Source organism: Microbacterium sp. (assembly GCF_003248605.1).
In the GTDB taxonomy this organism is placed as follows: Bacteria; Actinomycetota; Actinomycetes; order Actinomycetales; family Microbacteriaceae; genus Microbacterium.
On sequence record NZ_QFPF01000017.1, the window covers coordinates 18,871 to 32,629 of the forward strand.

The 13,759-nt window shown below is 71.1% G+C and carries 14 protein-coding genes; 5 read left to right on the plus strand and 9 right to left on the minus strand.

Features of this window, described 5'->3' with window-relative positions; translation table 11 throughout:
- The first annotated feature begins 78 nt into the window (after positions 1 to 78).
- Positions 79 to 672: a cupin domain-containing protein gene (locus DI573_RS04385; RefSeq protein ID WP_292811047.1), complete on the plus strand. Its 594-nt coding sequence runs from the start codon at positions 79 to 81 to the stop codon at positions 670 to 672.
- A 143-nt stretch (positions 673 to 815) separates the two neighbouring features.
- Here DI573_RS04385 and DI573_RS04390 read toward each other — a convergent pair whose 3' ends face one another.
- Complete coding sequence (locus tag DI573_RS04390) at positions 816 to 1,928, minus strand: methylenetetrahydrofolate reductase C-terminal domain-containing protein (protein WP_292811049.1); 1,113 nt, start codon at positions 1,926 to 1,928, stop codon at positions 816 to 818.
- A 23-nt stretch (positions 1,929 to 1,951) separates the two neighbouring features.
- On the opposite strand from DI573_RS04390, the gene DI573_RS04395 reads away from it, so the two are divergent.
- Positions 1,952 to 2,548 carry a cyclodeaminase/cyclohydrolase family protein gene (locus DI573_RS04395; protein ID WP_292811051.1) on the plus strand — a complete coding sequence of 199 codons (597 nt, stop codon included), beginning with the start codon at positions 1,952 to 1,954 and terminating at the stop codon, positions 2,546 to 2,548.
- Positions 2,549 to 2,708: 160 nt separating this feature from the next.
- Positions 2,709 to 2,888: a hypothetical protein gene (locus tag DI573_RS04400; RefSeq protein WP_292811053.1), complete on the plus strand. Its 180-nt coding sequence runs from the start codon at positions 2,709 to 2,711 to the stop codon at positions 2,886 to 2,888.
- On the opposite strand, the gene DI573_RS04405 is transcribed toward DI573_RS04400, so the two are convergent.
- The 4 genes from DI573_RS04405 to DI573_RS04420 form a co-directional block, all read right to left on the minus strand.
- Positions 2,846 to 4,051, minus strand: coding sequence for a hypothetical protein (locus tag DI573_RS04405; RefSeq protein WP_292811055.1), 1,206 nt, complete (start codon positions 4,049 to 4,051; stop codon positions 2,846 to 2,848). The two genes, DI573_RS04400 and DI573_RS04405, sit on opposite strands and share 43 nt — an antisense overlap.
- A 109-nt stretch (positions 4,052 to 4,160) precedes the next feature.
- On the minus strand, positions 4,161 to 5,051 hold the full coding sequence (locus tag DI573_RS04410; protein WP_292811057.1) for an ABC transporter permease: 891 nt from the start codon (positions 5,049 to 5,051) through the stop codon (positions 4,161 to 4,163).
- Positions 5,048 to 5,794 (minus strand): ABC transporter ATP-binding protein, encoded by a 747-nt coding sequence (locus DI573_RS04415; RefSeq protein ID WP_292811059.1) that lies wholly within the window; start codon positions 5,792 to 5,794, stop codon positions 5,048 to 5,050. Before DI573_RS04415 ends, DI573_RS04410 begins: the two co-directional genes overlap by 4 nt.
- The gene (locus DI573_RS04420; protein WP_292811061.1) at positions 5,791 to 7,071 is read right to left on the minus strand and encodes an amidohydrolase family protein; all 1,281 of its coding nucleotides are present in this window, start codon (positions 7,069 to 7,071) and stop codon (positions 5,791 to 5,793) included. The genes DI573_RS04415 and DI573_RS04420 overlap by 4 nt, the downstream gene beginning before the upstream one ends.
- 188 nt (positions 7,072 to 7,259) lie before the next feature.
- Here DI573_RS04420 and DI573_RS04425 point away from each other — a divergent pair, with 188 nt between their 5' ends.
- Complete coding sequence (locus tag DI573_RS04425; RefSeq protein ID WP_292811063.1) at positions 7,260 to 8,366, plus strand: PDR/VanB family oxidoreductase; 1,107 nt, start codon at positions 7,260 to 7,262, stop codon at positions 8,364 to 8,366.
- Between the two features lie 339 nt (positions 8,367 to 8,705).
- Here the strand turns inward: DI573_RS04425 and DI573_RS04430 are convergent, their stop codons facing one another.
- The 3 genes from DI573_RS04430 to DI573_RS04440 form a co-directional block, all read right to left on the minus strand.
- Positions 8,706 to 10,028 carry an amidohydrolase family protein gene (locus DI573_RS04430; protein WP_292811065.1) on the minus strand — a complete coding sequence of 441 codons (1,323 nt, stop codon included), beginning with the start codon at positions 10,026 to 10,028 and terminating at the stop codon, positions 8,706 to 8,708.
- Between the two features lie 146 nt (positions 10,029 to 10,174).
- Positions 10,175 to 11,098: a hypothetical protein gene (locus DI573_RS04435; RefSeq protein WP_292811067.1), complete on the minus strand. Its 924-nt coding sequence runs from the start codon at positions 11,096 to 11,098 to the stop codon at positions 10,175 to 10,177.
- Between the two features lie 8 nt (positions 11,099 to 11,106).
- Positions 11,107 to 12,693: a polysaccharide biosynthesis tyrosine autokinase gene (locus DI573_RS04440; RefSeq protein ID WP_292811069.1), complete on the minus strand. Its 1,587-nt coding sequence runs from the start codon at positions 12,691 to 12,693 to the stop codon at positions 11,107 to 11,109.
- A gap of 245 nt (positions 12,694 to 12,938) precedes the next feature.
- On the opposite strand from DI573_RS04440, the gene DI573_RS04445 reads away from it, so the two are divergent.
- Positions 12,939 to 13,436, plus strand: coding sequence for a DUF305 domain-containing protein (locus DI573_RS04445; RefSeq protein ID WP_292811072.1), 498 nt, complete (start codon positions 12,939 to 12,941; stop codon positions 13,434 to 13,436).
- On the opposite strand, the gene DI573_RS04450 is transcribed toward DI573_RS04445, so the two are convergent.
- Positions 13,430 to 13,759: putative zinc-binding metallopeptidase (locus tag DI573_RS04450; protein ID WP_292811074.1), on the minus strand; the 330-nt coding region annotated here is incomplete at its 5' end. The genes DI573_RS04445 and DI573_RS04450 overlap by 7 nt on opposite strands.

The following is a 13,759-nucleotide window of genomic DNA, read 5'->3' on the forward strand; positions in this document are numbered from 1 at the left end:
GTTTCCTTTCCTGACGGCGTGGGGCACCCGGCGCCGGCGCTCGCCGCGGCTCGGGGGGTGGCCCGGTACTCTGCATCCATGACGGATGGCATCGATCGCGCCGGCGCGGAGCCCGCGGACGTCGACGCGTCCGCGCGGGCGCTGGGTGCCCGCATCCGAGAGCTGCGCAAACGGCGCGGCATGACGCTGACGCAGGCGGCGCGTGAGGCGGGGCTGTCGCATTCGTTCCTCAGCCAGGTCGAGCGCGGCCTCGAGCGGCTGAGCATGGTCTCGCTGTTCCGCGTCGCGAACGCTCTCGGCACCACGCAGCAGGATCTGCTCACCGAGGACCCGCCGGAGCGGCCCGCCGGCAGTTACCACGTCTACCGTCAGTCGTCCGAGTCGCCGGTCGACGCCGGGTCGGGGCGCGTCGCGGTGCTCGCTGAGCAGCGCGCGCGGTTCCTTCCGATGATCTTCTCGGGTTCGTACGGCGACGACATGTGGTGGGAGCACGCCGAGGAGGAGTTCGTCTATGTGCTGGAGGGCGAGCTGATCGTCGTCTTTCCCGATGCCGAGGTCGCCCTGCGCGCCGGTGACGCGACGTATTACGAAAGCGGCATACGCCACCGCTGGCGCACCCCCGAGGGCGCGACGTGCCGGGTGCTCGTGGTCAAGGAGCAGCAGCACAACTGAGGAGGGTCGCGTGCGACCTCTGGTGCGCGGCATCCGCATCGCCGGCGGCCCGGGACGAGGAGTGTGACGCGCCGCGAGGACTCTCACGGGGCAATGGTCCTCGTGTCGCGCGGATGTCCTCGTGTCGCGCGGCGCCGCGCAGGTCACGAGCTGCCCCCGCCGAGTTCGGCGGCCACCGTTGCCAGTGCCCGCGCATAGGCCTGCTCATCGCCCGGCTGCACTCCGCCCGCCACGACCACCCCGCTCACGCCGGGCACCGCGAGCAGCGAGCGGCCGTATTCGATCGCGAGGCGAATCCCCTCGCGACGCACATCGCGAGCCGCGAACAGAGCGTGCACATAGCCGGTCGGCAGCGTCGCGGCGTGGAACGAGGCCAGCAGTTCCGCTCCCGCGCGGTCCACCACGAGCGGCACGCCGGGCAGCACAGGGGCGACGGTGCCTGCCTGCCTGCCCCGCTCGATGAAGGAGGCAACGTGCTCGGCGTCGCCGCAATACTGCGTGAGACACAGCATCCCGCCCGCTTGCTCCTTCTCGCGCACTCGCTGTCCCCTCAGGGCGGCCGGAGGCGCGTCCGGTGATTCGGCGAACGATGTTGCGAGGCCCTGTGCGCGTGCCAGGGGGAGAAGTGTCGTGCCCTCGAGATCGAAGACGGGCTGAGCGTCGAGCCGGTCGCCCGTGCGCGTGTGATCGCCTGTGACGCAGTGCACCCCGGCCACGCCGATGTCCTGCAGCGCCGCAAGCTCCCCCTCGAGCGCCACGCGATTGCGATCGCGGGCGTTGATGCCCATCCACGCGCGCATTCCGGCGTTCGTCATCAGTACGGCCCGATAGGCGGGCGGATACTGCGTGCGCGAGCCGGCCGCGTCGCCCGAGAGCACGGCGTCGGCACGGCCCCGCAACTCGTCCGCCGTGCGCGCGATGTCGTCGCGCACCATCGCCCGTGCGGGAAACCCGGTCATGATCAGCGGGCGACGGGCCAGGATGTCGAGGACGTCACGGCCGGCAGTCGTCGCGACCGCGGGGTGCGGTCTGCCGGTGCCGGTGCCGGTCACAAGGGCCGCGGCGGCCTCGGTGTTGCGCGAGGGGGCGCCGCCACCGGTACCGTCCCCGTCCCAACGGACGGGCAGGGCGTCGCCGAGAAAGACGCAGGGCGTCGGTGCGACTTCGCACGTGCCGTCGGCGTTGACGCCGCCGCAGGGTCCGTAGGTCATGGTCTTCGGGCAGTCCGCGTGTCGGACGGCGGCAGGTGTCAGCATGCGCTCGCACCTAGACTGCGCCCATGAGCGAAACCGAGTCGAATGCCGAGACCTTCGCCGTCTGGCTCGAGCGCCTCGCCGCGCCCGTTCCCTCGCCCGGCGGCGGAGCCGCCGCGGCCGCGACCCTCGCGATCGGCGCGGCCGTGACCCAGATGGCCGCAGGCTATGCGCCGGAGGGGGACGAACGCGACGCGGCCGTCGCGGCGGCGGCGTCGGGTCGCGCGGAGGCTCTCGCCGCGGGCGAGCGCGATGCCGCAGCATCCGAGGCCCTTGTCGCCGCGTTCCGACTGCCCGAGGACGCGCGCTCCGAGATGGTTCTGGCCGAAGCACTGCGCGAAGCCACCGAGGCGAGCCTCGCGATCGCCGGCATCGCGGCGCCCCTGCAGCAGGTGCTGGTCGCGCTCGCCGACCGGGGCGACCCGCGGCTGCTTCCCGATGTGATCGTCGCCGCGCGGACGATCGCTGCGGCTGTCCGCGCCGCGGCCGCGACCGCCCGCGCGAATCTCACGAGCGGGTCGGCGGCCGGCGACCCCGCGGACTCCGCGCGCCGCGAACGCGAGGCTGTCGCGCTCGGCGACCGGCTCGACGCCTTCGCCGCGAGCCGCACCGACGTGCTCTGATCCGGGCACACCCGGCGGGTCCGGTGCATGGCGCGGCGTGCGCGTGCCCGCGCGAGGACTTCGTGCCCGCGCGAGGAGGATTGCGCGACAAGAGTCCTCACGCGGATGCAAAGTCCTCGCGCCGATCCGCGGATCGACGCACACGCCGATGCATGGGCGGATGCTGGGGCGCGAGGCCGTGGACGCGGGCGCAGACGCGGGCGCGGGCGCAGGCGCAGACGCCGCCCCGCCCGACAGCGCGGTGCGGTGGATGCTGCGCCGCACTGCCGGGGAGACGCTCGTCATGGTGCCCTCCGCTCAGTCCATCGAGATCGACGTGTCGAGCAGCTCGTTCGTGTAGAGCGAGTCGATCTCGATGGCGTCGGCGTCGGACTGGGTGATCGAGCCCGAGTCGATCAGGAACGGCACGAAGTCATCGAGGATCGACTGCATGCGCTCGGGATCGAACTGGCCGAAGACCCCCGATGCCGGATCGTTCTGCACGATGCCCAGCTCGACCTGCTGCTCGACCGAGTACTCCGCGACGCCGGCCGAGTAGGTCCAGCCCGTGTCGTACTGCTCGACGAGGTCGACGATCAGATCGATCGTGTCGGCGGGATCCTCGAGAAAGTCGATCTGCGACTGCTGCATGATCGGCACGAGCTTGGCGAGGCAGTCGCCGTACTCCTCCAGGGCCTCCGGGCGCACCGCGAGCGGCTCGGGGTAGATCGAGTAGCCGATGTCCGACAGCAGCTGGAAGCCGACCGGCTTGCCCCACTCGGCGATCTCGTTCTCGTAGATGTAGGGCTCAGCGGTGGCGAAGCCCTGCTGCAGGATCGTCGGGTCCGACACGAAACGCTGCGGCGTGCCCTCGTAGCTGAGGTCGATCTGCGACTGGTCGATCATGCCCTGTGATTCGAGCAGCGCCGGGATCACATCGCCCGAGGTGACGACGATGGCACCGTCGGCGGTCGCCTCCTCGATCGTCTCGGCGCCGTTCTGGCTCTCCGGGTCCCACATCAGGATCTGGGGGCTCCAGGTCATCTGCGAGGTCACCGCGACGGTCGGCTGATCCGCTGCGGCCACGATGGCAGCATCCGTGTTGACGGCACCGAGCAGGATGTCGGTGTCGAGGTACATCAGCGCCGGAACCGGCTGGAAGTTGACGTTCGGCCCGCCGGGGCGCACCTCGATGTCGACACCGGTGTCGACGCCCTGGGCGACCAGGGTGCCCGTGACGGTCTTCATCTCTGTGTCGACCGTATAGTCGTCGCCGACGAGGGCGTACATGGCGCCGTGCTCGGCCTCGGGCTGCCAGTCCTGCTGCATGACGACCGTGGCGGGGCACGATTCCGACAGATCGAGCGGACCGCCGGCCTCGGCGGCGGGGGCGGCCTCGGTGGGCGCGCTGCTGGCATCGCTCGCGGGTTCGCTCGAGCACGCGGCGAGGGTCACCGCGAGCGAGATCACGGCGCCGGCGGCGAAGACGGGCCGCAGGCGGGCGGCGGGGGATGGTGTCGACACGGGATTCCTCCAGAGATGGTGGTGCGGGCAGGGTGCGGTGCGGTGCAGGTATGAGGGGCGGGATGCTGCTGCGGTGTGCGCCGCGGTGACGGCTCGGTCGCCGGCGGGCTCAGCGACCCTTCCAGCCGAAGAGGCGGCCCACGACGGCGCGATCGAGTGCGGCGAAGATCGAGAAGACGATGACGCCGAACAGGGCGGTGAAGATAATGGCGAGGAACAGCGACTCCATGTTGAGCCGCAGGGTGTAGGTGCGCAGGAGCCCGCCGATGCCCTGCGAGCCCTGCTGGAAGAAGAAGTCGCCGACGATCGCGCCGATCACCGCGAGGCCGGCGGCATTGCGCAAGCCGGTGAAGATCGACGGAATCGCGGCGGGCAACTGCAGCTTGGTCAGACGCTGCCATCTGCTCGCCTTGTTCAGGGTGAAGAGGTCGTGCGCGCTCGCCTCGGCGGACTGCAACCCGAACAGGGTGTTCGAGATCATCGGGAACACCGCGATGATGACGCACACGACGATGCGAGCGGGGATGCCGTAGCCCATCCAGATGCCGATGAGTGGCGTCAGTGCGAGAATCGGGATCGTCTGCAGGATCACGGCGTACGGGTACAGCACGCGCTCGGCGATGCGCCACTGCGACATGAGGATCGCCCAGCCCATCCCGATCACGACGGCCAGCGCCAGCCCGATGAGGGCGACCGAGGTCGTCTGCCCGAGCGCGACGAGCATGGGCCCGATGATCTGCGGGTTGCCGAGCGTCTCGGCGAATACCTGGTGCGGCGGAGGCAGTAGGAAGCGGCGGTCCTCGCTGAGCAGGAGGTACGACACCGCGTACCAGATCGCGAGGATGCCGAAGATCGCGAGCACGATCGGCAGGGCCCGCGAACTCGCCGCTCCCGCGGTGCGGGACAGTGAGCGGGCGGCGCCCGGTGCCGGTGGAGCAGACTCGGCGGCCGGGGCGGGTGCGACCGCGGCAGAAGGCGCGGTCAGGGTCTTCTCGCTCACGAGTGCTCCTCCAGGGTCTTCGAGAGGTGCCCGGCGATGCGGCCGAACTCGGGGTCGTAGCGCAGCTCGGGCGGCCGGGGATACGACCAGGGCAGTTCGATGTCCTCGACGATCCGGCCGGGCCGTCCGCTCATGACCAGCACGCGGCTCGAGAGGTACACGGCCTCCGAGATCGAGTGGGTGATGAACATCGCCGCGAACGACTTCATCTGGAAGATGCGCTGCAGCTCCGTCTGCATCTTCAGGCGGGTGATCTCATCCAGCGCGCCGAAGGGCTCGTCGAAGAGCGCGAGCTGGGGCTCCGCGACGAGAGCGCGGGCGATCGACACGCGCATTCGCATACCTCCCGAGAGGGCGCGGGGATGCTGCTTCTCGAAGCCCGTGAGACCGACCAGTGCCAGGGCCTCCCTCGCCCGCTCCGCGCGCTCCGCGGCAGGGACCCCCGCCAGCTCGCCGACGAGTTCGACGTTCTTCTGCGCGGAGCGCCACTCGAGCAGGGTCGCGTCCTGGAACACGAAGCTCGTGACGGCAGCATCCACGTCGAGGGTGCCCGCGCTGATCGAATCAAGGCCCGACGCCAGTCGAAGCAGCGTGGACTTTCCGCACCCCGAGGGCCCGACGACCGAGACGAACTCTCCCCGCGACACCGACAGCGAGACATCGGCGAGGGCACGCGTGCCGGTGTCGAAGTCCTTCGTGACGCCGTCCAGACGCAGCGTCGGTGCAGTCGTTGTGAGACTCATGCGGTGATCTCGCTTCTCTCGCGCACGGCCACGGCGGCCGAACTCGTGATTCGGGTGGCGACGACATGGCCCGCGCGCACGACGATCCGGTCGGGCGCCCGCTCGGCGAGTGCCTCGGCCACCGAACTCGCGCGCACGAGCAGCATGTCGGCGGCATCGCCCGCGGCGCCGGTTGCGCGCGGGAGCCCGAGTAGGTCGCGTCCCGCGGCGACGACCCGCCACGCTGTGCGGGGGGTGAGGTGCCCGGCGAGCACGAGCGCGGCGGCGACGTCGATCATGTCGCCATTGCCGAGCGGGTTGAACGGGTCCTGCACGTTGTCGCCGCCGGCGGCGAGCGCCACGCCCGCGTCGAGGATCGCAGCGAGGGGCGGCAGCGCGCGCGGCGTCGCGACCGGGTGCTGCCAGCCCTGCAGATAGAGGTTCGTGAGCGGGTTGGTGATGATGCTCACGCGTGCCTCGGCCGCGAGATCGAGCACGGCCGCGAGGACGTTGGCGGGCTGCACCGCGAGACTCACGCAGTGGCCCGCCGACCGAGTCATGTGTTCCGGCCAGTCAGCCGTGCGGCGGGCGAGGTCGGCGAGGTCGAGCGACGCAGGGTTGAGGGTCTCGTCCGTGTGCAGATCGATGCCGATGCCGGCGGCCTCGGCATGAGTGGCCGCGCGGTCGATTTCAGCGCGCGGGTCGTCGCTGAGGTGCGGCGCGGCGCCGATGAGGTCGACGCCGAGGGCGATGGCCTCCCGAACCAAGCCATCATCGATGAGCTGTCCGTGCATGGCGACAACCTGCAGGTCGACCAGACCGCGGTAGTCCTCGCGGGCATCGATCACGGCGCGGATCCCGCGTAGGGGATCGGCCCCCTCGTGATAGTTGACGTGGGTGCGGATGGCGGTCACGCCCGCCCGGAGCGCAGCATCGAGCTGGCGGCGGGCGTGGGCTGCGATCTGTTCCTCGCGCAGGGATGCCCCGTGCTCCTGCCAGCACGCCACAGCATCCTCGAGCGATCCCTCGGGCTCGCCGAACAGCCGCCAGGTGTAGGCCTTGTCGATGTGGGCGTGCAGGTCCGCGGCGGGCGGCAGCAGCATCCACCCCTCGGCATTCACGTCGGCGCCGCGCGCCGAGGCGATGTCGCGGAGTCCGCTGTTGTCGCCAAGGGGTGTGTCGCCGATGACGCCGTCGACGATGCCGAGTGTCGTTGTCGTGCCGTCGGGCAGGGTGACGCCGCGGAGCCGCGCGATCTGCTGGCCGAGCGCCAGGTCTGCGGGGCGGGTGGGGAGCATGGAGCGCCTTTCGCGTCAGTGTCGAGTCCGTGGCATTGTTGTTGGCGTGGCCAACAACTGTCATTCAACGCGTGGTGTGTTTCGGCCGCGGGCGACACGTGTTGCGGGTTCGTTAATCGTGCGGCGGCTGTCGGTTGAGGTCGCTGTCATCGCTCTACCGTGAGTGCGGTGTCGACAGAGGAGTGTGCGTGAGTTTTTTCAGCGACGTCGAGCGCGACCTGGTCGTCTCCGGGCGCACCGAACTGGCCGAGGGTGTGCTCGCGATCGATCTGGTCTCACCCAACGGGCGCGATCTGCCGGCGTGGACGCCCGGATCGCACATCGATGTGATGCTGCCCGCCCGGCCGGGTGTGGGGCCGCTCGGGCCGGGTGCGGCATCGGCCGGCCCGGGTGGCGAGCCGCTCGAGCGGCAGTACTCCCTCTGCGGCGACGGCGATGACCGTTCGACGTGGCGGGTCGCCGTGCTGCGCGAGGACGCGGGCCGCGGCGGTTCGGTCGGACTGCACGAGCGGATCGAGGTCGGCGGGCGCCTGCGCGTGCGCGGGCCGCGCAACCACTTTCCGTTCACTCCCGCGGCGGGCGCGCGCTACCTTTTCGTCGCGGGCGGCATCGGCATCACCCCGCTGCGCTCGATGGTGGCCGCCGCCGAGGCTTCGGGCGCCGACTGGACCCTCGATTACGCCGGCCGCTCCCGCGCGAGCATGGCCTTCGTCGACGAGCTGACCGCGCTCTACCCGACGCGCGTGCGGGTGCACGCCGCCGACGAGGGTGCGCGGCTCGACGTCGCGGCGCTCGCCGGGTCTATCGGGTCTGCTGGGTCTGTCGGATCTGTCGGGGCTGCCGGATCCGCTGGGTCTGCCGGATCTGCTGATGCTGCCGGGACTGCCGGGGTGGATGCTGCCGTCTACGCGTGCGGACCCGCCCGGCTCCTCGAGGCACTGGAGGCGGCGTTCTGCGGTGCCCCGGACGTGCTGCACCTCGAGCGGTTCGAGGCGAAGGAGTTCGGCGACCCCGTGTGGACGGAGCCGTTCGAGGTTGAACTCGCCATGACAGGAACCGTCGTCACCGTCGACCCCGACACCTCCGTGCTGGATGCGATCCGCGCGCAGTCGCCCGAGACGCCCGTGCTCTCGAGCTGCCGCCGCGGCACGTGCGGCACCTGCGAGGCGCCCGTGCTCGAGGGCGAGATCGAGCACCGCGACTCGATCCTGACCCCGCTCGAGCGCGAGGAATCGGCCGTGATGATGGTCTGCGTCTCGCGCGCGGCGTGCCCGCGCATCGTCCTCGACCTCTGAGCCCGGCGACGCCCTCCCGCGACGTTGGGGCGTCAGCGCGACGTTGGGGCGCGCTGCTCCGCGCCCCAACGTGATTTCGACGCCCCAACGCCGCTGCGCGCGCGGTTTCGACGCCCCGACATCCGGCATCCCGGCATCCCGCGATGTCTTCTGTATCGAGCCCCTCCGATGGCGTTGGGGCGTCAGCGCGACGTTGGGGCGTGCTGCTCCGCGCCCCAACGTGATTTCGACGCCCCAACGTCGCTGCGCGCGCGGTTTCGACGCCCCGACATCCGGCATCCCGGCATCCCGACGCCCCGACGCCCCGACGCCCCGACACCGAGCACGGGCCCGGCTGCGCTACCGCCCGACGCGGGCGCGCAGCGCGGCGACAAGCTCGGGCTCGTCGGCCGTGACGAGGCGATAGTCGCGCACGACAACCCGACCCCCGACGACCACGTGGCGGGGGCGACGACCCGGGGATGCCCAGAGCAGCCCCGCGACGGGATCGGCCACGCCCGCATCGGCCACACCCGAGACGTCCCACACGCACGCGTCGCCGCGCGCGCCGGGGCGCAGGTGCCCGATGTCGTCGCGCCCGAGTCCCGCCGCCCCGCCCGCCGTCGCCATCTCGAGCACGACCCGCGCAGGCAGCGGCGGACCCACCAAGCCCGAAACCTGCATTGCGAGTCGCGCATCCGCGAGCAGGTGTCCGGCGTCGTTCGAGCCGCCCCCCGACGTGCCGAGGCCGATGGTGATTCCCGCCTCGCGCAGACGAGCGACGGGCGCGATGCCCCAGCCCATCGGCACGTCGCAGCCGGGAGCGTGGGTCGCCGACACACCGTGGCGAGCGAGGATGCCGATCTCGGCATCCGTCACATCGCACAGGTGCGCGATCGTGACGTCGGGAGCAAGCCATCCCCATTCCTCGAGCAGCTCGAGCGGGCGCCGACCGTAGCGGGCGAGCGCGATCTCGGTGTCGACCTGCTCGTTGGCCTGCGTGCGCCGGCGCAGGCCGTGCGTGCGTGCGACCTCGCCGAGCGCGCGGAACGTCGCCTCGGGGTCCGAGTGCACACCCGCGGGCCCCACTGCCACCTGCAGCGCCCCATCGGCCGAGACACCCCCCGTGTGGTCCTCGCCGAGCAGTCCGGCCACGATCGCGTCGGCGCTGGCCGCCGCGAGGTGTGCGTCATCACGCGCCGTGCCGCGTACGAAGACGAGCCGCCCTCCGAGCCGCGCGGCGGCGTCCGCGATGGCGCGCGCAATCGCGACGGAATCGGCGACGGGGTCGGCGCTCGTGCCGGGGTCGGGCCAGTTGAGCTGGTGGTCGGCAACGGTCGTCACGCCCGCCAGCAATGACTCCGCGATTCCGATCGAGGCCGTCGCGCCCGTCAGCGAGGCGTCGATGCCCGCGGCGGCATACGCGGCGGCCATGGCGGGCAGCCATTCGCGCATCGCGACGCCGCGCGTACCCGGCAGGGTGCGGAAACCCGACTGCAGCAGATGATGGTGCGCGTTCACGAGCCCGGGCGTGATGACGCATCCGGTTGCATCGAGAGTCTGCGTCAGGGTCGCCGCGGTCGGCGCCGCGTCGACCACCTGGCCGTCGGCGATCACAAGGTCGCCGTCGCGCTCGGTGGCCCCATCGATCATGAGGCGCTCGGCGCCCGTGAGGATCAGCATCCTTCGTTGATACCACCCCGCCGCCCTGCCTAGCTGCCCGCCAGTGCACGACATGTCGTCGAGTGCACGGGATGTCGTCGGCGCCACGTCGTGCACTCGGCGACATCCCGTGCGCTCGGCGCCACCCCGGCGCCACCCCGGCGCACTCACCCCACGGTCGTGAGCAGCTCGCCGTTCCAGATCCACACCCGCGCGCCGTCCGAGGCCAGCGCTGTCGGCGCCGCCGGATCCGCACCTTCCACGCAGGTACCGCCGACCGTCACGCCCGCGCACGTCGCGCTCGTCTGCGCCGCAACGACCGAGGTCCCGGCGACGGCGAGGGCGACAGCATCCCGCAGCCCCGTGTCGACCCAGGCCGAGCCGTCGAGGGTGTGCACGGCGCCGTCGCAGATCAGGGCGACCACGTCGTCCTCACGCAGCGAGCGGGCATTCGCGCACGGAGCCGCAACAGCTCCCGCCGGCGTCACGACAACCCCGGCATCGAGCGGGTCGATGAAGGTCATCGTGCCCAGCTCGTCGGGGTAGGGCTCCCAGAAGCGTCCCTGCGTGAAGGTGCGCAGTGCCTCCGTCGTGCACTCGGCGGTGAGCGTCGCGACAGCCTGCGCCTGCGTGCCGGCGAGCGGATCGATGCGCGCGACCTGCGTGATGTCGCGATACAGCGGCGTCACGTCGTTCCAGGAGTCCCCGCCGGTGTTCGACCGCTCGATCACCGGCGTCGTGCCCGCGACGCAGTCGCCCGCGGTGGCCCGCCACATCACGCCCTCCGTACCGAGCGTGAGAAAACGCTCGTCGGCCCGCGCGACGACCGGCGCGGGCACGGGCGACGGGGTCGGGATGCTGTCATCCGCGCTGGGCGACGCACTCGGCACCGCGTCGCTTGCGCTCGGCGAGGGCGAGGCGGTGACCGATGCGCCGGCGCCCGTGTCGATCGGATCGGGCCGGCCACGGTCGAGAGCGAGGAGGGCGAGCGCGATCACGCCGATCGCGAGCACCGCGACGATGACGACGCTGATCCACTGGGCGCGGCGCGTCCTGGCGCGCGCGCGGGCGCTGCTGCGGTGACGGGGCATCGCGTCCCCTACGGCGTCTGCGAGCGCTGCCCGGCCGTGGCAGCCGCGCCGTCGCGGCCCTGGGATCCCGACGCACCCGGCGCCCCCGGCGCACCGGACGCACCCGGCGCCCCCGGCGCACCGGACGCACCCGGCGCCCCCGGCGCCCCCGACTGCCCGCGGCGCGTCCGCGGCCCGGGCGACTTCGGCGTCTTCGGTGCCTTGCCGGTCTTGGCCGGCTCCTGCGAGTACCCGTAGCCGCCGTATCCGTAGCCGTACCCATAGCCGTAGCCGTAGGCATCCGGTCCGCGCGTCGGGACCATCGTGAGCACGAGGCCCGCGACCTTCGCGTCGACGGTCTCGAGCGCGTCGATCGCGCCCTCGAGCTGGTGGCGGTTGGTCTCACCCGCGGCGACGATCACGATCGCGCCGCTCGTGCGCTTGGCGAGCACGGCCGCATCGGTGACGGGCAGCAGCGGGGGAGCGTCGAGGATCACGACGTCGACGTCGCGCGAGAAGGACTCCAGCAGTGCGTGCATCTGCTGCGAGCCCAGCAGCTCGCTCGGGTTGGGCGGGATCTTGCCGGCCGGCAGCACGAACAGCGAGCGGTTGCCCCACTGCTGCACGACGTCGGTCAGCTGCACGCGGCCGATCAGCACATCGGTCAGGCCCGCGCCGCCCTCGAGGCCGAGGTACTCATGCACCTTGGGTTTGCGCAGATCGGCGTCGACGAGCACGACGCGCTTGCCGGCGTCGGCGAGGGCGATGGCGAGGTTGACGGATGTCGTCGACTTGCCCTCGCTGGGCACGCTCGAGGTGACGACGAAGCTGTGTCCGCCGTCCATGTCGAGGAACTGCAGGTTCGTGCGCAGGGCGCGGAAGGCCTCGCTGCGCGGATTCTGCGGGTCCTCCTTGAGGATGATCGGCCGCTCCTTCGCGCGCGGGTCGAAGGGGATCGCGCCGATGATCGGACGGTCGGTGACGAGCTCGACATCCCGGGTGCCGCGGATGCGGGTGTCGAGCACCGTGCGCAGCACCGCGAATCCGATGCCCAGCGCCAGACCCACGAGGGCGCCGAGGGCGAGGTTGAGCGGCACGTTCGGGCTGACGGGCACGAACGGCGCCTCGGCGTCCTTGACGCGCGTGAGCTTGATGGGGCTCGTGTCGGAGTCGGGAAGCGTCTCGAGGTCCTCGACCTGGCTGGTCAGGCTCGCCGCGATCGCGTTGGCGAGGTCGGCGGCCAGTACGGGGTCGGGGTCGGCCACCGAAACCTGGATGATCGTGGTGTTCAGCGGGCTGGTCGCGCTGACCTGGGCGCCGAGGGATGCTGCGGTCGTGTCTTCGAGGTCGAGCTCGGTGATGACGGGGTTGAGCACGATGGGCGTGTTCACGAGGTTGACGTACGTCGTCACGCGCGCCTGCGTGAAGGTGTTGCCCTGCTGCAGCTCGGCGACCGTCGACCCGGCCTGGCTCGAGACGAACACCTGGCTGGAGGCCTCGTACACGGGTTCGCGGGTCAGGCTGTATGCCGCGGCGGCCCCGATCCCGAGCAGGGTCAGGGCTACGATCACGAGCCAGTTCTTGCGCAGGATGCGGATGTAGTCGCTGAGCTCCACGGGGTCCCTTCGGGCGTCGCCTGCTGCTCCGGTGGGGGGAGTTGTGGGGAAGAGCGGTGCGTGCGATGCGGCGTCGTTCGGTTGCCTTTTGCGGCGTTGCCTATCCTGCCACACGGGTGTTTCGGCGAAGGGTCGCGCGCGGCGCGGATCCGCGAGCCCCTACCAGCCGCTCGATCCCGTCGCAACGGGGATGATCCGGCGGCCGCGACGGGCGTACCGTGGCGTGCTTCGAGAAGGGAGACATCATGTCCGACAGCACCGCCGACCGGGGGTCGGCATCCGATCACTCGAAGGCGCCGCGCATCAACAGCTACGGCAAGCTCGCCATCTCGCTCGCGATCAGCCTCCTCGTGATGTGGGTGCTCACGATGTCGATGATCTGGGTGATCGATGACTACTACTGGAACCTGTCCAACTTCTACATGGCCCTGATCATGGTCGCCCCGATGGGGATCATCATGGTGCTTGTCATGTGGTCGATGTTCCCGCGCCTGTGGATCAACATCGCGCTCCTGGCCGGCTTCGTCGCGCTGTTCGTCACGGCGCTGCTCCTCGGTCGGGGCGGCGTGTTCGTCGGAGACGAGCAGTTTCTGAAGTCGATGATCCCGCATCATTCGCGCGCCGTGCTCGTGTGCGAGCAGTCCGACATCACCGATCCCGAGATCATCGCGCTCTGCGACACGATCGTCCAGACGCAGCTGGAGGAGATCGATCAGATGAAGGACATCCTCGACCGCTACTGACCCGCCCCCGGCCGCAGCGACGCGACGAAGTCGAGCTTGTCGAGCACGGGCGCAGGGATGACGAAGGGGTACAGGTCGTCCTTGCCCATGGAGCGGTTCACTGAGTTCAGCGCGAGCGTGTAGCCGTGCCAGCGACCCAGCACCTCGGGCATCGTGAGGTCCGCGACGTCCGTCGCACCGGACGCGGAGATGCTGCCGGCCAGCGGATCCGGCACGCCGTGCGGACCCGAGACGTGGATGCCGACGGCGGCCGCGGTCTCCAGCGCATCCGCGATGTGCAGGTAGTGCGCGAAGCTCTCGGCGAAGTCCTCCCAGGGGTGCGT